The sequence below is a fragment of the Geodermatophilus sp. SYSU D00814 genome, from assembly GCF_054050055.1.
Map to the genome: position 1 here is coordinate 1 of NZ_JBJGYP010000032.1, position 18998 is coordinate 18998.

19 protein-coding genes are annotated in these 18998 nt (G+C 77.6%); 9 read left to right on the plus strand and 10 right to left on the minus strand.

Annotated features, from left to right (window positions below):
- On the minus strand, positions 1 to 336 hold a 336-nt coding region (locus ACI780_RS20250; protein WP_457005358.1), incomplete at its 3' end, for a polyprenyl synthetase family protein.
- A gap of 302 nt (positions 337 to 638) precedes the next feature.
- On the opposite strand from ACI780_RS20250, the gene metF reads away from it, so the two are divergent.
- A complete protein-coding gene (gene metF, locus ACI780_RS20255) occupies positions 639 to 1571 on the plus strand; it encodes a methylenetetrahydrofolate reductase [NAD(P)H] (protein WP_457005283.1) in 933 nt (310 codons plus the stop codon).
- A 10-nt stretch (positions 1572 to 1581) separates the two neighbouring features.
- Here the strand turns inward: metF and ACI780_RS20260 are convergent, their stop codons facing one another.
- Entirely contained in the window at positions 1582 to 2223 is a 642-nt protein-coding gene (locus ACI780_RS20260; RefSeq protein WP_456870098.1) for a hypothetical protein, read from the minus strand.
- A gap of 104 nt (positions 2224 to 2327) precedes the next feature.
- On the opposite strand from ACI780_RS20260, the gene ACI780_RS20265 reads away from it, so the two are divergent.
- Genes ACI780_RS20265 through ACI780_RS20275 form a run of 3 tightly spaced genes read left to right on the plus strand, consistent with a single transcriptional unit; the run spans position 2328 to position 5168 of the window.
- Positions 2328 to 3428, plus strand: coding sequence for a transcriptional regulator (locus ACI780_RS20265; RefSeq protein ID WP_457005285.1), 1101 nt, complete (start codon positions 2328 to 2330; stop codon positions 3426 to 3428).
- On the plus strand, positions 3425 to 4342 hold the full coding sequence (locus tag ACI780_RS20270; RefSeq protein ID WP_457005287.1) for an ATP-binding cassette domain-containing protein: 918 nt from the start codon (positions 3425 to 3427) through the stop codon (positions 4340 to 4342). The genes ACI780_RS20265 and ACI780_RS20270 overlap by 4 nt, the downstream gene beginning before the upstream one ends.
- A 16-nt stretch (positions 4343 to 4358) precedes the next feature.
- The gene (locus tag ACI780_RS20275) at positions 4359 to 5168 is read left to right on the plus strand and encodes an ABC transporter permease (protein ID WP_456870101.1); all 810 of its coding nucleotides are present in this window, start codon (positions 4359 to 4361) and stop codon (positions 5166 to 5168) included.
- Here the strand turns inward: ACI780_RS20275 and ACI780_RS20280 are convergent.
- A complete protein-coding gene (locus ACI780_RS20280; protein WP_457005290.1) occupies positions 5105 to 5770 on the minus strand; it encodes a dihydrodipicolinate synthase family protein in 666 nt (221 codons plus the stop codon). The genes ACI780_RS20275 and ACI780_RS20280 overlap by 64 nt on opposite strands.
- Positions 5771 to 5895: 125 nt before the next feature.
- A complete protein-coding gene (locus ACI780_RS20285; protein ID WP_457005292.1) occupies positions 5896 to 6705 on the minus strand; it encodes a lipase family alpha/beta hydrolase in 810 nt (269 codons plus the stop codon).
- 56 nt (positions 6706 to 6761) lie between these two features.
- Between ACI780_RS20285 and ACI780_RS20290 the strand changes: the two genes are divergently transcribed.
- Both ACI780_RS20290 and ACI780_RS20295 read left to right on the plus strand, forming a co-directional pair.
- Entirely contained in the window at positions 6762 to 7445 is a 684-nt protein-coding gene (locus ACI780_RS20290; RefSeq protein ID WP_456870104.1) for a CDP-alcohol phosphatidyltransferase family protein, read from the plus strand.
- A gap of 81 nt (positions 7446 to 7526) precedes the next feature.
- Positions 7527 to 8504: a carbohydrate kinase family protein gene (locus ACI780_RS20295; protein ID WP_456870105.1), complete on the plus strand. Its 978-nt coding sequence runs from the start codon at positions 7527 to 7529 to the stop codon at positions 8502 to 8504.
- Positions 8505 to 8561: 57 nt separating this feature from the next.
- Here the strand turns inward: ACI780_RS20295 and ACI780_RS20300 are convergent, their stop codons facing one another.
- The 6 genes from ACI780_RS20300 to ACI780_RS20325 are packed head-to-tail and all read right to left on the minus strand — an operon-like array spanning position 8562 to position 13969.
- Positions 8562 to 9227, minus strand: coding sequence for a flavin reductase family protein (locus tag ACI780_RS20300; protein ID WP_457005294.1), 666 nt, complete (start codon positions 9225 to 9227; stop codon positions 8562 to 8564).
- A gap of 19 nt (positions 9228 to 9246) precedes the next feature.
- Complete coding sequence (locus ACI780_RS20305; RefSeq protein ID WP_457005296.1) at positions 9247 to 10350, minus strand: glycosyltransferase family 2 protein; 1104 nt, start codon at positions 10348 to 10350, stop codon at positions 9247 to 9249.
- Entirely contained in the window at positions 10347 to 11183 is an 837-nt protein-coding gene (locus ACI780_RS20310; RefSeq protein ID WP_457005298.1) for a carotenoid biosynthesis protein, read from the minus strand. Before ACI780_RS20310 ends, ACI780_RS20305 begins: the two co-directional genes overlap by 4 nt.
- The gene (locus ACI780_RS20315; RefSeq protein WP_456870109.1) at positions 11180 to 12835 is read right to left on the minus strand and encodes a phytoene desaturase family protein; all 1656 of its coding nucleotides are present in this window, start codon (positions 12833 to 12835) and stop codon (positions 11180 to 11182) included. Before ACI780_RS20315 ends, ACI780_RS20310 begins: the two co-directional genes overlap by 4 nt.
- 2 nt (positions 12836 to 12837) lie before the next feature.
- Positions 12838 to 13419: a GNAT family N-acetyltransferase gene (locus ACI780_RS20320; RefSeq protein ID WP_456870110.1), complete on the minus strand. Its 582-nt coding sequence runs from the start codon at positions 13417 to 13419 to the stop codon at positions 12838 to 12840.
- A 13-nt stretch (positions 13420 to 13432) separates the two neighbouring features.
- Positions 13433 to 13969 (minus strand): YbaK/EbsC family protein, encoded by a 537-nt coding sequence (locus ACI780_RS20325; RefSeq protein WP_457005301.1) that lies wholly within the window; start codon positions 13967 to 13969, stop codon positions 13433 to 13435.
- A gap of 226 nt (positions 13970 to 14195) precedes the next feature.
- On the opposite strand from ACI780_RS20325, the gene ACI780_RS20330 reads away from it, so the two are divergent.
- From ACI780_RS20330 to ACI780_RS20340, 3 genes are read left to right on the plus strand one after another with little or no spacing between them, the layout of a single operon-like run.
- Positions 14196 to 14522, plus strand: coding sequence for a DUF6504 family protein (locus ACI780_RS20330; protein ID WP_089402939.1), 327 nt, complete (start codon positions 14196 to 14198; stop codon positions 14520 to 14522).
- Entirely contained in the window at positions 14522 to 15013 is a 492-nt protein-coding gene (locus ACI780_RS20335) for an SAV_6107 family HEPN domain-containing protein (protein ID WP_456870112.1), read from the plus strand. The genes ACI780_RS20330 and ACI780_RS20335 overlap by 1 nt, the downstream gene beginning before the upstream one ends.
- Entirely contained in the window at positions 15010 to 18804 is a 3795-nt protein-coding gene (locus tag ACI780_RS20340; RefSeq protein WP_457005304.1) for a DNA polymerase III subunit alpha, read from the plus strand. Before ACI780_RS20335 ends, ACI780_RS20340 begins: the two co-directional genes overlap by 4 nt.
- The last annotated feature ends 194 nt before the right edge of the window (positions 18805 to 18998 follow it).

Sequence of the window (18998 nt, forward strand, 5' to 3'; positions counted from 1 at the left end):
GGGGGGGGGGGGGGGGGGGGGGGGGGGGGGGGGGGGGGGGGGGGGGGGGGGGGGGGGGGGGGGGGGGGGGGGGGGGGGGGGGCGGGGCGGGGCCCGCCCCCCCCCCCCGCGGCGGGTCAGCGCGCCGTCCATCACGTCGTCGTGGACCAGCGCGCTGACGTGCACGAACTCCAGGGCGGCGACGGCGCGCAGCACCGCGGCGTCGTCCTCGGCCGGGCCGGTGACGTCCTCGGCCACGCCGCGCCAGCCCCAGTAGGCGAAGGCCGGGCGCAGCCGCTTGCCGCCGTCGGCCAGGGCGCAGACCTCGTCGACGACGGGGGTGAGGGAGCGGTCCATCCCGGCCAGCGTGGCCCGCTGCTCCTCGAGGAACCCGGTGAGCGCGGCGGACACCGCGCCCCGGATCCGGTCGAGGTCGGCGGCCGCCAGGGAGGGCGGCAGCGGCCGGACCACGGACCCTCGCTGCTCCGCAGCGCCGCTGATCACCCGGCTAGTATCGCCCCACCGAGTCGCACGCGTCCTGTTCGGGTCTCGACCCACGGGGACCTCCTGCCCTTCGCTGCCGGTACCGGTGCTCTTCTCCCCGGACGGCACGGGCGGATGCAGGGCGGCGGGCGGGGACGGCCGTACCCTCGGACCCCGTGACCGCCAGCGTCCGCGAGCTGCTCGCGACCTCCCGGCCGACCTGGTCCTTCGAGTTCTTCCCCGCGAAGACGCCCGAGGGCGAGGCCCAGCTGTGGACGGCGCTGCGCCGGCTGGAGTCGCTGCGGCCGTCGTTCGTGTCGGTCACCTACGGGGCCGGCGGCTCGACGCGGGAGGGCACCGTCGCGGTCACCGAGCGGATCGCCGCGGAGACGACGATGACCCCGCTGGCGCACCTGACCGCCGTCGACCACTCGGTCGCCGAGCTGCGGCACGTGGTCAGCCGGCTGGCCGCCGCCGGGGTGCGCAACCTCCTGGCGCTGCGCGGGGACCCGCCGGGTGCCGACCCGCAGGCCGAGTGGGTGCGCCACCCGCAGGGGCTGGAGTACGCCTCGGAGCTGGTGGAGCTCATCCGCTCGATGGGCGACTTCTCCGTCGGCGTGGCGGCCTTCCCCGAGCGGCACCCGCGGTCGCCGGACTTCGACACCGACGTCGAGATGTTCGTGCGCAAGTGCCGCGCCGGGGCGGACTTCGCCATCACGCAGATGTTCTTCCGCGTCGAGGACTACCTGCGGCTGCGCGACCGGGTGGCCGCCCGCGGCTGCGACGTCCCGGTGATCGCCGGGGTGATGCCGGTGACCAACGTCCGGCAGATCACCCGCATCGTGCAGCTGTCGGGCCAGGCGTTCCCCGAGGACCTCGCCGCCCGCTTCGCCGAGCTCGACGGCGACGCACCCGAGGACAAGGCGGCGGTGCGCGCCTTCGGCGTCGAGGTGGCGACGGCGATGTGCCGGCGGCTGCTCGACGAGGGCGTGCCGGGCATCCACTTCATCACCATGAACCGGTCGACGGCGACGCGTGAGGTGCACGCCAACCTCACCGACCCCGGCACCGGCACCGCGGTGCCCTCGACGCTGGCCGCGAGCACCTGAGACCGGTCGGTCAGACCGACACGGGGCGGCCGGGCTCGAGGAGGTCCGCCGTCATCCGCGCCGCGCGCCGCAGGGCCACCCGCTCGGCCGCGTAGCCGCCGACGACGCCGACGACGGGCAGCTGGGCCAGCGCCCGGGCACCGAGGCCGCCCTTCGGGCGGGCGTCGAGCGCCTCGTCGATGCGGGACAGCAGCCGCGACGCCCGCCAGATGGTGCGCACGGCCCCGGACAGCCCCGAGCGCTCCTCGCGGGCGCCGATGGCGGCCTCGGTGTAGGCGCCGCGCACCCGCTCCAGCAGCGGCCGGACCCGGTCGGGCGGCAGGTCGCGGCCGAGCAGCACCTTCGACAGCAGCGACACCCGCTCGGCCGGGTCGGTGACCCCGTGCTCACCGGCGACACCCAGCACCACCAGCGACTGCACCGCCGTCCCGACGGTGTTCTGCAGCGGGAGCAGGTCGGCCAGCCGCCCGGTCAGCCGCGGCAGCCCGCCGGCGGCCGCGGCCACCCGCGACGCCCGGTCGGCCCACCAGTCGTCCCGCTCGGCGGGCGGCAGCTCGGGCGGGCGGCCCAGCCGCTGCACGAGGGGCGCGGTGAGCCGGTCGAGCCGGCGCAGGACGTCGACGACGACGGCGTCGCTGAGGGGAGGGGCCATGCGGGAGGGGTACCCGGTCGGGCGGTCGGCCCATGCGTGGTCCGGCGGCCGCGCACACCGTCGCGCGACGTCGCCGGTTGTGGGCCGCTCGTAGCGTGGCCGGCATGTCGGGGTACGGCCGCGGCCGCCGGTGGGCGGTGCTCGCCGCGCTGGTCGCCGGCCTGTGCGCCCTGCCCGCCGTCGTCGCCGCGCTCCCGGCCGACGACGCCGACGTCTCCGCGCCCGACCTGCGCGACGCCGTGCTGGCCAGCGCCGGCGTCGGGTTCTCCGGCTACGCCGTCTCGGCCGGTGGGCTGAGCCTCCCGGTCAGCGACCAGCTGCCCGCCGTCGCCGACCTGCTCAGCGACCGGGTGCAGCTGCGGGTGTGGTGGCGCGGGGAGGACGAGCACCGGGTCGACGTCGTCACCGCGGCAGGGGAGACCGGCGTGCACGTCGACCCCGCCGGCACCTGGACGTGGGAGTTCGAGTCGGCCACCGCCGAGCGGACCGGCCCCGCACCGCTCGCGCTGCCCGCCCCGCCGGACCTGGTCCCCGCCGCGCTCGGCCGGCGGCTGCTGTCGGAGGCCGACGACGGCGAGCTGTCGCGCACCGGCGCCCGCCGGGTCGCCGGCCGCGACGCGCTCGGCCTGCGGCTGGTGCCCGCCGCGCCGGCGGCGTCGGTGGCGCGGGTCGACGTGTGGGCCGACGCGGCCACCGGCCTGCCGCTCGCGGTGCAGGTGCTGGCCGACGGCGCCTCGGTCCCCGCGCTCGACACCCGCTTCCTCGACCTCGACCTCACCGCGCCCCCGGCCGACGTCGTGGCGTTCAGCCCGCCGGACGGCGCGCGGGTGCGGCCCGGGCGCGACGCCGAGGAGCTGCTCGCCGAGGCCGACCGCCGGCTCGCCGAGGTGCCGCTGCCCGCCGAGCTCGCGGGGCTGCCGCACCGCACGCTCGCGGGCGCGCCGTCGTCGGTCGGGGTGTACGGCCGCGGGGTCACGCTGCTCGCCGTCGCTCCCGTCCCGGCCCGGCTGGCCCGCGGGCTGCAGGCGGCCGTGCGGGCGAGCCCCGACGCCGTCGTCGACCGCCGGGGCGTGCGCGTGGCGGCCGGGCCGCTGGGCCTGATGCTCGTCGAGCGGCCCGGCCGGGGCACCTACGTCCTCACCGGCACGGTGACCCTCGACGCGCTCGCCGAGGCCGCCGGGCAGGTGCCCGGCGGGGCGCCGTGACCGCGGTGATCAGCACCCGGGGGCTGGTCAAGCAGTTCGGCCGGGTGCGCGCCGTCGACGGGATCGACCTCGACGTCCGCGCCGGCGACGTCTACGGCTTCCTCGGCGCCAACGGCTCGGGCAAGACGACGACGGTGCGGATGCTGCTCGGGCTGGTGCTGCCCACCCGCGGCGAGGTCGAGCTGCTCGGCGGGCGCATGCCGCGCGCCGGGCGGCGGGTGCTGCCGCGCGTGGGCGCGCTGATCGAGGGTCCGGCGCACCACCGGCACCTGTCCGGCGCGGCCAACCTGGCGCTGCTCGACGCCGCCGGCCCGGGCGGGCGCCGGCGCGACCGCTGGCGGCGGATCGCCGACGCGCTCGACCAGGTCGGCCTCGGCGGGGTGGGCCGGCGGCCGGTGGGCGCCTACTCCCTCGGCATGCGGCAGCGGCTGGGCCTGGCCGGTGCGCTGCTGCGCCGCCCGGAGCTGCTGGTGCTCGACGAGCCGACCAACGGCCTGGACCCGCAGGGCATCGCCGAGGTGCGCGCGCTGCTGCTGGACCTGCACCGCGGCGGGACGACGGTGTTCCTCTCCAGCCACCTGCTCGCCGAGGTCGAGCAGCTGTGCACCCGGGTCGGCGTGCTCGACCGGGGCAGGCTGGTGCTGCAGGACGAGCTGGCCCGGCTCACCGCGCCCACCGGCGCCACCGTCGTCGACACCCCGGCGCCGGAGCGGGTGCGCGCGGTGCTCGACGGGCGGGTGCTCGCCGCTGACGGCGGCCGCGTCGTGGTGCGCGGGCCGGACCCGGCGGAGGTCAACGCGCTGCTGGTGGGCGCCGGCGTCCCGGTGCGCGGGCTGTCGCTGCAGCGGCCGACGCTGGAGGAGGTCGTGCTCGCCGCGGCGGGCACCAGCGCCGACCGGGTGGCGCGGCCGTGATCGGCCGGGAGCTGGTGTGATCGGCACGGAGCTGCGCAAGACCTTCGGCCGGCCCCGCACCTGGGTCACCATCGCCGTCCTCAACGCGCTGCCGGTGCTGGTGGCCGTGCTGCTGCGGCTGACCGACCTGGCGCCGCGGCCGGGGGAGGGGCCGCCGTTCCTCTCGGCGGTGCTGACCAACGGGGCGCTGTTCCCGCTGGCGGCGCTGGCGATCGTGCTGCCGCTGTTCCTGCCGATCGCCGTCGCGGTGGTGAGCGGGGACGCCGTCGCCGGGGAGGCGCAGGCCGGGACGCTGCGCTACCTGCTCGCCCGCCCGGTCGGCCGCACGCGGCTGCTGGTCGCCAAGCTCGTCGCGGTGATGGCCTTCGTCCTCGTCACCGTCGTCGTCGTGGCGCTCGTCGGGTACGTCGTCGGCTCGGTGCTGTTCGAGGCGCGGCCGGCGGCCGGGACGTCGGTGTCGGGGACGTCGCTGAGCACCGAGGAGCTGGCCGGCCGGACGCTGCTGGCCATCGGGTACGTCGCGGTGTCGATGCTCGGCGTCGCCGCGTTCGGGCTGTTCTTCTCCACGCTCACCGACTCGCCGCTGGCCGCCGCGCTCGGTGCGCTGGCGGTGCTGGTCACCTCGTCGCTGCTGTTCACCCTCGACGCCGCCTCGCCGATCGCGCCCTACCTGCCCACGCGCTACTGGCTGGCCTTCGTCGACCTCTTCCGCGACCCCGTGCTGTGGCGCGACGTCGTCCGCGGGCTGGCGCTGCAGGGGGTCTACGTCGGCGTGCTGCTCACCGCGGCGTGGGCCAACTTCACCACCAAGGACGTCACGAGCTGAGGCCCGCGGCGGCCAGTCCGGCCCGGACCTCGGCGACCTCGGCGTCCCGTGTCGGCGACCAGCCGGGTGGCGGCCGGGACGTCGCCGGTGGCGTCCTTGACCGCCACCACCCGCGGGTGCGCGGCGAGCCGGTGGTAGGAGGAAGGCGTCAGCCGCACGCCGGTGCGGGCCGGCACGTCGTAGAGCAGCACGGGCAGGTCGGTGGCGTCGGCGACGGCGGTGAGGTGCGCGACGACGCCGTCCTGCGAGGGGCGGGAGTAGTACGCCGTGACCGCCAGCAGCCCGGTGGCGCCGGCGTCGGCGGCCCGCCGGGCCGTGGCGACGGCGTGCCGGGTGTCGTTCGAGCCGGCCCCGGCGACGACCGCGGCACGGCCTCCGACCGCGTCGGCGACCACCCGCACGAGGTCGGCCTTCTCGTCGTCGGTGGTGGTCGGGGCCTCGCCGGTGGTGCCGTTGACGACCAGGCCGTCGTGACCGTGGCCGACCAGGTGGACGGCGAGCGCGGCGGCGGCGTCGAGGTCGACCGCGCCGTCGTCGGTCATGGGCGTGACCATCGCGGTCAGGAGGGTCCCGAACGGGCGGTGGGAGTCGGCGGGCGGCACGGTCGGCAACCTGGCGACGGCGACCCGCGGCGCCGTCCTCCCTCGCCGCAGCGCGTCCTCCCGCACGTCCCACCGCGAGGGAGGACGCCGCACGATCAGGTCACCTGATCGTGCGCCGACCCCCCTCAGCCGCCCAGGCGGGCGCAATCGGCGGGACCGAGCGGCACGGGGTCGCCCGGCGCGAGCTCGGCCAGCACCATCGCCTGCACCAGCGGGTCGCGGGGCAGGTCGCCGTGCCCCACCTGCGCGCCGCTGCACACCGACTGCACCGGGAGCCCGAGCGCGCCCTCGAGGCGGGCGGACTCCGGCGGGGTGACCGTCTCGTCCTGCGCCGTCCAGATCGACACCCAGGTGGGCCCGTCCGGCGTCTCGTCGCCGTCGTTGAGCCCGGCCAGCAGCTCGCTGTCGGTGGCCAGCTGCCGGCAGGCGTCGGGGCACTGGCCGGGGGCGAGGGTGAGGGCGAGGTCGGCGAGCGTGGTGCCGTGGTGCGGCGAGCCGAGGGTGACCACCCGCCGGGCGACGTCGGCGCCGCCGTCGGCGGCCCACAGCCGGGCGACCACCCCGCCGGCGGAGTAGCCGACGACGTCGACGCTGCCCGCCCCGGTGCGCGCCAGCGCCGCGTCGACGGCCTGGCCCAGAGCGTCGGCCGCCGCGGCGAGGTCACCGGTGCCGTCGCCGGGCAGCGCGACGACGGTGGCGTCGCGGCCCTCGGCGGTCAGCCGTTCGGCCAGCGACGACAGCGACCCGGTACCGCCCCCGTAGCCCGGCACGAGCAGCACCGGGCCGGGCTCCTCCTGCGACACGGGAGCCGCCGCCGCGCCGTCCTCGCCCCGGCCGGCGACCAGCAGGCCCGTGGCGGCGACGGCAGCCGCGACGACGAGCGCGAGCAGGACGAGCAGCAGGCGGCGGCGGGCGGGGGCGAGGCCGGCGAGCACGGCTCCACTGTCCCCGGTCCGGCCGGCCGGCGGCGGCGCTGGGGGAGACTGCGCCCGTGCTGAGCCGCGACGAGTACCTCGCCGAGTGGTCGCGGTGGCACGGCGGCACCGATCCCGCGGCCAGCCGCCTGGTGCGCGGCTGGCTGGTGCTGGCCTACACGCTCGCCCGCGCGCTGTCCTGGCTGCCGCCGATCGCCGCGACCGCGCTGGGCCTGCTCGTGGCGCTGTCGGCGATCGGCCCGGCGCTGGCCGGCGGCGGGTGGCTGGTGGCAGTGGGCCTGCTGGTCGGGCTGTCCGGCCTGCTCGACTCCCTCGACGGCGCGCTCGCACTGGCCGGCGGGCGGGCCTCGCGCCGCGGCTACGTCCTCGACTCCGCCGTCGACCGGCTGACCGAGGCCGGCTACGCCGTCGCCCTGTGGGTGGCCGGGGCGCCGGGCTGGCTGGCCGCCGCCTTCGGCGCGCTGTGCTGGCTGCCGGACTACCTGCGCGCCCGCGCCGGACAGGCCGGCGTCGCCGAGACCGGGTCCATCTCGGTGTGGGAGCGGCCCACCCGGGTGGCGATGACCGGCTTCACCGTCGGCGGCGCCGGGATCGTCGCCGTGACCGGGCTCGACGCGCTCGCCGGGGTCGACGGCGGGCCCGCCCTCGTGGTGACCGTCGGCACCGCCGTCGGCTGCGGACTGGGACTGGTGGGCACCGCCCAGCTCGGCGTCTCGCTGCGGCGGGCGCTGGCCGACTGACGACGCCGGGGGGCGGGCGGCCCGGCGCGCCTCTTAGGGTTGCGCTGCCCTTTGTCGGCCCGCCCCACCCCAGGAGCCCCCGTGCCCGTCCTCGTCACCGGCTCCATCGCCACCGACCACCTGATGACGTTCCCCGGCCGGTTCACCGAGCAGTTCGTCGAGGGACAGATGGAGAACGTCTCGCTGTCGTTCCTGGTCGACGACCTCATCCAGCACCGCGGCGGCGCCGGCGCCAACATGGCCTACGGCCTCGGCCTGCTCGGTCTCGCGCCGGTGCTGGTGGGCTCGGTGGGCAGCGACTTCGCCGACTACGACGCCTGGCTGACCCGCCACGGCGTGGACACCCGCGACGTGCGGTGGTCCGAGCTGAAGCACACCGCCCGCTTCGTGTGCACCACCGACGCGGTGAACAACCAGATCGCGTCGTTCTACTCGGGCGCGATGAGCGAGGCCGGCGAGATCGAGCTCGGCCCGGTGTGCGGCCGCGTGGGCGCCCCCGACCTCGTCGTCGTCGGGCCCAACGACCCCAAGGCGATGGTCCGCCACACCCAGGAGTGCCGGGACCGCGGCTACGCCTTCGCCGCCGACCCCAGCCAGCAGCTGGCCTGGGCCGACGGCGAGATGATCCGCGAGCTGGTCGACGGCGCGGACCTGCTGTTCACCAACGAGTACGAGTCGGCGCTGCTCATGCAGAAGACCGGCTGGGACGCCCCCGAGGTGCTGCGCCGGGTCGGCACCTGGGTCACCACGCGCGCCGCGCAGGGTGTGCTGGTGCGCCAGCAGGACGCCGACCCGATCGAGGTCATCGCCGTCCCCGAGACCAAGCCCGTCGAGCCCACCGGGGGCGGTGACGCGCTGCGCGCGGGCTTCATCGCCGGACGCATGTGGGGCCTGGGTCTGGAGCGGGCCACCCAGCTCGGCTCGGCGGTGGCCACCGAGGCCGTCGAGGTGGTCGGCACGCAGGAGTACGAGCTGCGCCGAGGGCCCTTCCTCGAGCGGTTCGCCGCGGCCTTCGGCGACGACGCCGCCGCCGAGGTGGCCGAGCACCTGCCGGCCTGAGCCCCGGCATAGGAAGCCATCCGCACGTCCTGGGCGCCAGGACGTGCGGATGGCTTCCTATGCCTCGCCGTTGCGGACGCGCTCGCCGATGGAGGGGTCCTCGGCCCAGGCGGTGTAGGGGATGCGCGGGATCGTGCGGACCTCGCCCACGGTGCACCACTCGTTGCCGCCGAGCCGGGCCAGCGGCCGCAGCGCCTCGATGCGGGGCCGGCCGTCGCGCACGGCCTCGCTGACCACGCTCACCCACTCCACCCGCCCGAAGACGACGGTGCTGTCGCCCAGCCGCAGCGTCGAGTGCAGCGTGCACTCCACGCTCACCGGGGACTGCGCCACCCGCATCGCGCCCACCTTCTCGCTGGGCTCGAGCCGGATGCCGGCGGCGTCGGCCTCGCTCTGGTCGGGCGGGAAGTCGGTGCCGGTGGCGTTGGCCTGCTCGAACAGGTCCTCCGGCACCAGGTTCACGGTGAACTCGCCGGTGGCCTCGACGTTGGTGAGGGAGTCCTTGCGGCCCACCGAGGTGAACTGCACGATCGGCGGCTCCACGCAGGCCACCGTGTAGAAGGAGTGCGGCGCCAGGTTGTGCACCCCCTCGGCCGAGCGGGTCAGCACCCACGCGATCGGCCGCGGCACGACGATCGAGTTCACCACCCGGTAGAAGTCCCTCGGGCGCATCGCCGCCGGGTCGAAGGACGTGCGCGGGCGGCCGGTCTCGGGGGAGGTCACACCCCATCCTCGCCCGGGCTCAGCCGACCGCGCGCCCGCGCCAGGTCAGCGTGCCCCGCCGGTGCCCCGCCACCGACCGCAGCAGCAGCACGTCGAGGGCCAGCAGCGACACCGGGTGGGCCAGCGCGTCGGGCCACACCCGCCCGCCGGTCACCGCGGCGCTCACCGCCCGGCCGGCCACCCCGGCCGCCCAGCCGGCCAGCCCGGCGCGCGAGCCGCGCAGCGCGGCCATCGGCGGGACGACGCCGACGGCGGTGAGCACCGCCGCGGCGGCCAGCGACGCCGCCGGGGAGCCGCCGACCGAGGCCCACAGCGACTTGCCGTAGCCCTCCTGCATCGCCGCCCACCCGTCGTACATGCGGCACGCGGCCAGCGCCGCGCCCGCCGCGGGGACCGCCCGCCCGCCCGAGCGCTTCACCGCGCGGGCCAGTGCGACGTCCTCCACCACCTCCTCGCGCACCGCCGCGTGCCCGCGGGCGCGCAGGTAGCCGCGGACGGGGAGCGCGAGGAACTGGCCGTTGGCCGCGGTCAGCGACGGCCGCCGGGAGCGCTCGGCGACCCGCAGCGGCAGCGTCGTGAGCCACAGCCACGGCGAGAGGGGCTGCACCAGCCGCTCGGCCGGGCTGCCGGTCACCGGCCGCGGCCACGGCGAGACCAGGTCGAGACCGTGCGCGTCGAGCAGCGCCACCGCGGCGGCGACGGCGTCGGGGGCCAGCCGCACGTCGGCGTCGACGAACACGAGGTACCCGCCGTCGCGGGGTGCGGTCTGCGCCCCGACCCAGCAGGCGTGCGGCTTGCCCAGCCAGCCCTCCGGGACGGCGCCCGCGGACACCAGCCGCACCCGCGGGTCGCCGGTGCCCCGGACGACGTCGGCGGTGCCGTCGGTGGAGCCGTCGTCGACGACGACCACCCGCAGGTCGGGCACCCCGCGCGAGGCCAGCACCGCGGCCAGGCAGCCGCCCACCTGGGCCTCCTCGTCGCGCACCGGGACGACGACGGTGACCGGGAGGCGCACCTCGGGCGGGGCGGCCGGCGGGCGGCGCAGCAGGAGCGCGTTGACCCCGGCGTGCACGGCGCCGGCGACGGCCAGGCCCGACAGCACGCGGACGACCGCCCCGCTCACCGCCGCCGGGCCTGCACCGCGAGCACCGCCAGCACCCCCGCCGACAGGGCCGCTCCCCACGCCGCCGAGCCCGGCAGGTCCAGCCACAGCGCGTGCGCCAGCGCCCCGCCGGGGACCATCCACGCGATGACCAGCAGCGGCGCGGCGACCAGCAGCGGCGCGGCGCCCACCGCGGGCTCCCCGGGCACCGCGGTCCGCGCCACGACGACCTCGAGCAGCGCCATCAGCACCAGCCCGGCCAGCAGCCAGCCGGCCAGGTTGGTCAGCGGCACGGTGTCGATGCCCGGCAGCCCCGGGGTGGGGTGCGCCCACGTCCAGTAGCCGGCCTGCACCAGCTGCGGGTCGAGGACGACGTCCCAGCCGGCGAACACCACCGCGGCGACGGCGACCCGCGCGGCCCGCCGCCGCCCCTCCCGCACCCGGCGGGTGAGCAGGCCGGCGAGCACCCGGCTCGGCCAGGCCATCATCAGCCAGGCCAGCGGCACGAGGAACGGGACGCCGAGCAGCGTCGGGCCGAGCACGTCGCTGTAGGTGTACTCGCCGTAGGGGAACCCGGTGGCCAGCCCGACCGACTCGAACACCACCGCGGTGACCGCGACCAGGGCGAGCACCGCCGCGCCGGCACGGGCGCCGTGCGCGGCGGCCGCGGCGGTGACCGACACCCCCGAGCCGAGCAGCACGATCGTCCAGGACACCGTGTCGCGGGCCGCGCCGTCGCTGAGCGGGTAGGCGATGGCGGCCAGCACCAGCAGCACCGCGAGGACCAGCGGCACCCGGGCCGGCGCGGGAGCCCGTCGCAGCGCCGCCAGCCCCGTGTACACCCCGGTGCTCACCGGCCCGCCCGCAGCAGCCGGCCGGCCACGTCCTGCACGCGGGTGCGCGCCCGGGCCAGCGGACGGCGGTCGGCGAGGACCACCCGCGCCGCCGTGCGGCCGGAGTTGCCCGACACCCCGCCGCCGGGGTGGGTGGAGGCGCCGGCCAGGTACAGCCCGTCGAGGCCGGGCACGCGGTAGTCCGCCAGCGCCGGCGTCGGCCGGAAGGCGAACATGCTGGCCAGGCCCATCTCCACGTGCATCACGTTGCCGCGCAGCAGGGACAGTTCACGCTCGAGCAGCAGCGGCGTCTGGACGTGGACGTCCTGCACGGAGCCCGCGAAGCCGGGCGCGAACCGGTCGACGGCGGCCAGCAGCCGCTGCGCCTCGCCCTCGGCGAGGGCGTCCCAGTCGCCGCCGTCGGCGAGGTCGTAGGGGTACCACTGCCCCCACACGGTGACCACGTGCCGCCCGGGCGGGGCCAGGGTGTCGTCGCTCGCGGAGAAGGACATCGCCAGCGGCACCGGCTCGCGCGGCAGCCGGCCGGCCAGCCAGTCACCGTGCGCGGCCGCCAGCTGCGCCCGGTCGGTGCACAGCAGCTGCAGGCCCTGCGCGGAGACCGCGGGGTCGACGCCGGGGTAGACCGGCAGCGCGTCGGTCAGGCAGCGCAGCACCAGGCCGAAGCCGTTGCCCACCGGCGGGGCGGCGTCGGCCAGCGCCGGTGGGGCGGCCGCGCCGGCGAGGTCGCGGGTGGCCAGGACGTGGCAGGCGGCGACGACGACCGGCGCCGCGACCCGCCGTCCGGAGACGGTCTCGACGCCGGTCACCCGGCCGCCGGCCGGGCCGCCGCCGACGAGCAGCCGCGCGGCGCCGTCGCCGAGGGTGACCCGCCCGCCGTCGGACTCCAGCCGGCGGCGCAGCGCCTCGGTGAGGCCGCCGGAGCCGCCCACCGGGTGGCCCGGCGGGGTGTCGTGCAGCAGCGCCACCCACGCGACCATCGCCGCGGTGCCCGGCTCGCTCATCGGCGGCCCGGACTGCGCGCCGAACCAGGCCAGCGCCGCCTTGAGCCGCTCGCTGGTGAACCAGCGGTCGAGCAGCGCGTCGCCGGAGCCGAGGAAGTCGACGGCGAGGTCGCCGCCGGGGGTGCGGGGACCGTCGCCGGTGGGGGCGCCCAGCGGCCAGAACGCGCGGGCCAGGCCCAGCGGGGTGGGCCGGCGGCCGAAGGAGTCGACGACGGCGCGGCTGCGCGGCCCCCAGACGCCGACGAACCGGCGGTAGGCCCGGGCGTCGTCCTCCCCGCAGGCGGCGGCGATCGAGGCGCAGGTGGCGTCGAGGTCGACGGAGAACACCAGCGGGCGGCCGTCGGGGCCGGGGTCGCCGGGCGCCGGGGCCGGCGCGAAGCCCCACGGGTCGCAGTCGAGGTAGCGCAGCCCGTGCGCGGTCAGGTCGAGCTCCTCGACGACGCCGCTGTGCCGGACGATGACGTGCGCGCTCGAGCCACGGTCGACCCGGACCCCCGGCCAGCGCTCGACGGTGGACACCGCCCCGCCGAGCACCTCGTCGCGCTCGACCACCTCGACGCGCAGCCCGGCGCGCGCGAGGTAGCAGGCCGCGACCAGGCCGTTGTGACCGGCGCCGACGACGACGGCGTCGGCGGTGGGGGGACCGGGCACGCTCAGGCGCCGCTGCCCGGCACCGGCTTCAGCGGCAGCCGGGCGCCGAGGATGGCGAAGGGCCGGGTGTCGCCGGGGAAGTGGTGGCCGCGGGCGAGGTCGACGAAGCCGTCGGCGTGGTACAGCCGGAAGGCCTTGGTGTCGGCGTCGGGCGTGGACAGCAGCGCGGCGGGTGCGTCGACGCCCTCGACCAGCGCGTGCAGCAGCCGCCGGCCCAGGCCCCGGCTCTGCGCCTCGGGGTGCACGTGCAGCTCGCACACCTCGAAGGCGCCCGGCAGCCACCGCTTGGCGGTGCGCCGGTCCAGCGCCGCGCGCACCTGGTCGTGCCACCACTGGCCCGGGGCGACGAGGTAGCCGTAGCCGAACCCGGTCAGCTGCTCGCCGTCGGGACCGGGCGCGAAGGCGCCGACGGCGCGGAAGCCGGGGCGCTCGGTGTGCTGGATCGCGTAGCCGTAGCGGCCGGCCACCACCGAGGCGTCGTAGCCCATGGCCGCGCCGTAGATGGCCAGCGCCTCGTGCATGTGGTCGCGCAGCCAGCCGGCGGGCAGCTCGGTCACCCGGGCCGCGGGCGTCGTGCCGGTCACTGTCTCTCCTCGCTCACGGACCCACCGGGGCGGCGGGGGACTGCGCGGTCACCGAGGCGACGTCGGCCGGGCCGTCGCCGACCTCGGCGGGGGTGCCCCCGGTCAGCCGGAGCAGCTCGTCGTAGGTGGTGGGGAAGACGGCCGAGGGGTGGCCGGCGGCGGCCCAGACCTGCTCGTAGCGGGCCAGCTCGACGTCGACCAGGGTGCCGATCGGCGCGGGGTGGCCGACCGGGGCGACCCCGCCGATGGGCTGGCCGGTGTGCTCGCGGACGAAGTCGGCCGGGGCGCGGCGCACCTCCGGGACGCCGAGCAGGACGGCGACCCGCCCGGTGTCGACCCGGTGCGCGCCGCTGGTGAGCACCAGCAGCGGCTGCCCGCCGACGTCGAAGACCAGGCTGTTGGCGATGGCGCCGACCGGGACGCCGAGCCCGGTGGCCGCCTCCGCGGCGGTGCGCGCGCCCGACGGGATATCGCGGACCTCCCCGCGCACGCCGGCCGCGGCGAGCAGCTCGGCGAGGGCGGCCACCCGGGGGTGGTCGGGTCGGCTCATGCGCCGATCCTGCCACCGCTGTCGGTGCCCCGCCGTACCGTCCGCCGCAGGGGACGGGGAGGGCCCGCCGGGCGCCCGGCTTGACGGGACCGGCGCGGTCGGGTCTACTCGACTCGTTCGAACACACGTTCGAACACCGCCGGCCTCCCACCGCACCCGGGTCCTTCCCCACCCGGTGCGGTGGGTCGGGCCGGTCGGTCAGCGGGCACGGGGTGGGGAGACGGGCATGAGCCGGGTGCTGGGTGACGTCGGCGAGCGGGTCGGCGAGGAGGTGCAGGTCGAGCGCGGGCCGCTCGGGCCGGCGCAGTTCTGGCGCGGGCAGTGGCGCTACGTCGTCGGCGAGCTGCTCGACTCGTGGGTCGAGACCGCGCCGTGGTGGCAGCGGCCCGCCGACGTCCCCGGCGGCGCCTCGGCCGACCTGGTCGCCCCCCGCGAGGTCTACCGGGTCGAGGCGGTGCGGGCCGGGCGCTCGCGGATGAGCTTCGCCGGGGTCTACGACCTGTGCTGGGACGCGGCGGACAACCGCTGGTCGCTCGTGCGGGTGCACGACTGATGGGTGCCGCCTCCGCCATGACCCACCACCCGGCCGACCAGCTGCCGCTGCCCCCGCCGCTGCCGGCGGCGGCGACCCAGCTGCTCGACCAGGCCACCCGCGCGCTGGCCGAGGCCCGCCGCGCCCCCGACCCCTGCCGGCGCTACGCCACCGCCCACCTGGGCGCGCTGCGCGCGGCGGCGGCGGTGCTGGCCGCCCGCACCCGGCCGGAGAGCGGCCGCCGCCGGCCGCGCAGCGCCTGGGTGCTGCTCGAGCAGGTCGCCCCGGAGCTGGGGGAGTGGGCCACCTTCTTCGCCGCCGGCGCCGCCAAGCGCGCCGCGGCCGAGGCGGGGCTGTCCCGCGCGGTCACCGAGCGCGAGGCCGACGACCTGGTCCGCGACGTCGGGGCCTTCCTCGCCGTGGTCGACAGCGTGCTCGCCAGCACCCCCGCGCCCGCGCCCCGGCCGCGCGTGGTGGGCGGCACCGCGCACCGTCCCGCCCGCGGGCGGTGAGCGGCGACCCCTTCGTCCACCTGCACGTCGCCTCCGGCTACTCCCTGCGGTACGGGGCCAACCACCCGGCCGACCTGGTGGCCCGCGCCGCCGAGCACGGCATGGGTGCCCTCGCCCTGACCGACCGCGACGGTCTCTACGGCGCGGTCAAGTTCGCGCTGGCCTGCCGGTCGGCGGGGGTCCGTCCGCTGTTCGGGGTCGACCTCGCCGTCGCCCCCGCGGTGGACACCGCCGTGCCCCCCGCGCGGGCGCACGTGCTGGGGGAGGACGACGAGCTCTCGCCGCGGCGCACCGCGGGTGGACACCCCCGGACCGCTCCCGCGCGGCGCAGCCCGGTGCGCGGCGGCGCCGCCGTCGACCCGCGGCTGCCGCGGGTCACCTTCCTCGCCCGCGACGGCGCCGGCTGGCGCGCGCTGTGCCGGCTGACCAGCGCCACCCACCTGCGCGGCACCCGCGGCGAGCCGGTGTCCTCGCTGGCGCTGGCCGCCGAGCACGCCCCGGGGCTGGTCGCGGTGCTGGGGCCGGACTCGCCGGTGGGCCGGGCGCTGGCGGCCGGGCGGGCCGACGTCGCCGCGGCGCGGCTGTCGGCCTGGCGGTCGGTGTTCGGCCCGGGCTCGCTGGTGGTCGAGCTGGTGCACCACCGCGGCCGGGGCGACCGCTCCCGCGCCCAGCGGCTGCTGCGCTTCGCCGACGAGGAGGGCGTGCCGGTGGTGCTCACCAACGCCGTCCGTTACGTCGAGGCCCTCGACGCGCCCACCGCCGACGTCCTCGACGCCTCCCGGCGGCTGGTCGCCCTCGACACCCGGCACGTCGACCGGCGCACCGCCGAGGGGTACCTGAAGTCGGGCAAGGAGATGGCCGAGGTCGCCGCGGAGATCGCCGGCCCCGACCGCGACGCGGCGCTGCGGCTGCTCGAGCGCACAGCCCGGCTGGCCGAGCAGTGCGCCGTCGACGTCCGCGACGACCTCGGCATCGGCACCGTGCGCTACCCGGAGCTCGACGTCGTCACCGCGCCCGGCGAGCAGGGGATGGACCCCTCCGAGGTGCTGCGGGCCCGCTGCGAGGCGGGGCTGGGCCGGCGCGGGATGGCGCGCACGGCGGCGGTGACCCGGCGGCTCGAGGAGGAGCTCGCCGTCATCGACTCCCTCGGCTACCCCTCCTACTTCCTCACCGTCGCCGACGTCGTCGACCTCATCAAGGGGTTGCGGGTCCGCGCCGCGGCGCGCGGGTCGGGGGCGGGCAGCCTGGTCACCTACCTGCTGGGCATCTCCGACGTCGACCCGATCCGCTACGGCCTGCTGATGGAGCGGTTCCTCTCCCCGCTGCGCCACCAGCTGCCCGACATCGACATCGACGTGGAGTCCGCCCGGCGGATGGAGGTCTACGACGCGGTGATCGCCCGCTTCGGCGCCCACCGGGTCAGCTGCATCTCGATGATGGACACCTACCGGGTGCGCCACGCCATCCGCGACGTCGGTGCCGCGCTCGGGCTGCCCCCGGCCGAGATCGACGCCGTCGCCAAGGCCTTCCCGCACATCCGGGCCAACCAGGTGCACGCCGCGCTGCGCGACCTGCCGGAGCTGCAGGCCAGCCGGCTGGGCTCCCGGCGCGGCGGCGGCACCGGCGACCTCGACCTGCTCTTCGACCTCGTCGCCCGGCTCGACGGCCTGCCCCGGCACATCGCGCTGCACCCGTGCGGGGTGCTGCTGTCCGACGCCACGCTGCTCGACCGCACCCCGGTGGAGAACAGCTACCTCGGCTACCCGATGAGCCAGTTCGACAAGGACGACGTCGAGGAGCTCGGGCTGCTCAAGCTCGACCTGCTCGGCATCCGGATGCAGTCGGCGATCGCGCACGCCCTCGACGAGGTGGCCCGGGTCGACGGCGAGCGGGTCGACATCGACGCGGTCCCGCGCGACGACCCGACCACCTTCGAGCTGATCCGCAGCACCCGCACGCTCGGCATGTTCCAGATCGAGTCGCCGGGGCAGCGCGAGCTGGTCGGCAAGTTCGGGCCGGAGTCGTTCGAGGACATCGTCATCGACATCTCGCTGTTCCGGCCCGGCCCGGTGAAGAGCGACATGGTCACCCCGTTCCTGCTGGCCCGGAACGGCTGGCGGGACCCGGTCTACCCGCACGAGGACCTCGCGCCGTACCTGCGGGAGACCGCCGGCGTCGTCGTCTTCCACGAGCAGGTGCTGCAGATCGTGGCGCAGATGACCGGCTGCGACCTCGCCCAGGCCGACGAGGCGCGCCGCGCGCTGGGCGACCGCGAGCTGCACCCGGAGGTGCGGGCGTGGTTCATGCCCGAGGCGCTGCAGCGCTACCCGGTCGAGGTGGTCGAGCGGGTGTGGGAGGTGCTGGTCGCCTTCGGCTCGTTCGGCTTCTGCAAGGCCCACGCCGCGGCGTTCGCGCTGCCCACCTACCAGTCGGCGTGGCTGAAGACCCACCACCCCGCGGCCTTCCTCGCCGGGGTGCTCACCCACGACCCCGGCATGTACCCCAAGCGGCTGATCCTCGACGACGCCCGCAACTTCGGCATCCGGGTGCTGGGCCTCGACGTCAACGCCTCGACCGGCAGCTACCGGGTGGAGCGGCTGGCGCCGGCGGACCGGCGGGCGGACTGGCGGCGGCCGGAGTGGATGCCGGCGGCGATGGCCGACCCGTCGGCCTACGGGATCCGGCTGTCGCTCACCGACGTCAAGGGCATCGGCGAGGACGAGGTCGAGCGGGTCGTCGCCGGGCAGCCCTACCGGTCGCTCACCGACTTCTGGTCGCGGGCGTCGGTGTCGCGGCCGGTGGTCGAGCGGCTGGTGCTGGCCGGCGGGTTCGACTCCCTCTACGGCTTCGGGGTCCGCGACCGCGAGGCCGGCCGGCCCACCCGCTCCCGCCGGTCGGTGACCCGCCGCGACCTGTTGCTGCAGATCGGCGAGCTGGACCGGTGGAGCCGCAGCACCGCCCGCACCGGGTCGGTGGGGCAGCTGAGCCTCGACCTGCTCGGCCTGGAGGTCGCGGGGGAGGAGCCCGGCGCCGGGGAGGACGGCGCCGGGGAGGACGGCGCCGCGCCCGGTCCCGGGTGGGCGGCCGGCTCGGGACTGCCCGAGTTCACCGACGCCGAGCTGGTGCGCGCCGAGCTGGAGGTGCTGGGGCTCGACGCCAGCCGGCACGTCGTCGACTTCTACCGGCCGTTCCTCTCCGCGGTCGGCGCGGTGCCGGCCGGGGAGCTGCTCGGCTGCCGCAGCGGCGCCGAGGTGCTGGTGGCCGGGGTCAAGGTGGCCACCCAGACGCCGCCGATCCGGTCGGGGCGCCGGGTGGTGTTCGTGACCCTCGACGACGGCACCGGCTGCACCGACTCGACCTTCTTCGAGGACGTGCAGGGTCCCTACGCGGCGACGGTGTTCCACTCGTGGCTGCTGGTCATCCGCGGGGTGCTGCGCCGCACGGGCCCGCGCGGGGTGTCGATCCGGGCCACCGGGGCGTGGGAGCTGCCGGCGCTGTACGAGGCGTGGGAGACCGGCGGGCCGGCCGCGGTGGCCGAGCACATGGCCGCGCCAGGGGAGTTCACCGAGCAGGCCATCGCCGGCGCGGCCGCCTCGCACGGCGCCCGGCCGGTGGTGGTCAGGCCGGTGCTGGTGCACCCGACCGGCTTCCGGATGTCGCCCTACGCCGACATCAAGCCGGCCGGGGACGACGCCGGCACCGCCGCCCGCCGCGCCGCCGCACAGCGCGGCCCCGCCGCGTCGGCCCCGCGCAAGCTGTGGCACTCCAGCCCCGGCAGCTCCGGCCACTGAGGAGAGCCCGCACGCCCCGCACGCTCGGCGCGGGGCCCTGCGGCGGGGCGGCCGCTGCCGCCCTCGCCCCAGGTGATGTGCGCCCGTGGCGCACGTGGCCCGCAGAACACGCCCCTCGCGCACATCGCACATCGCACATCGCACATCGCACCGCCGCACCGCCGCACCGCCGCACCGCCGCACCGCCGCACCGC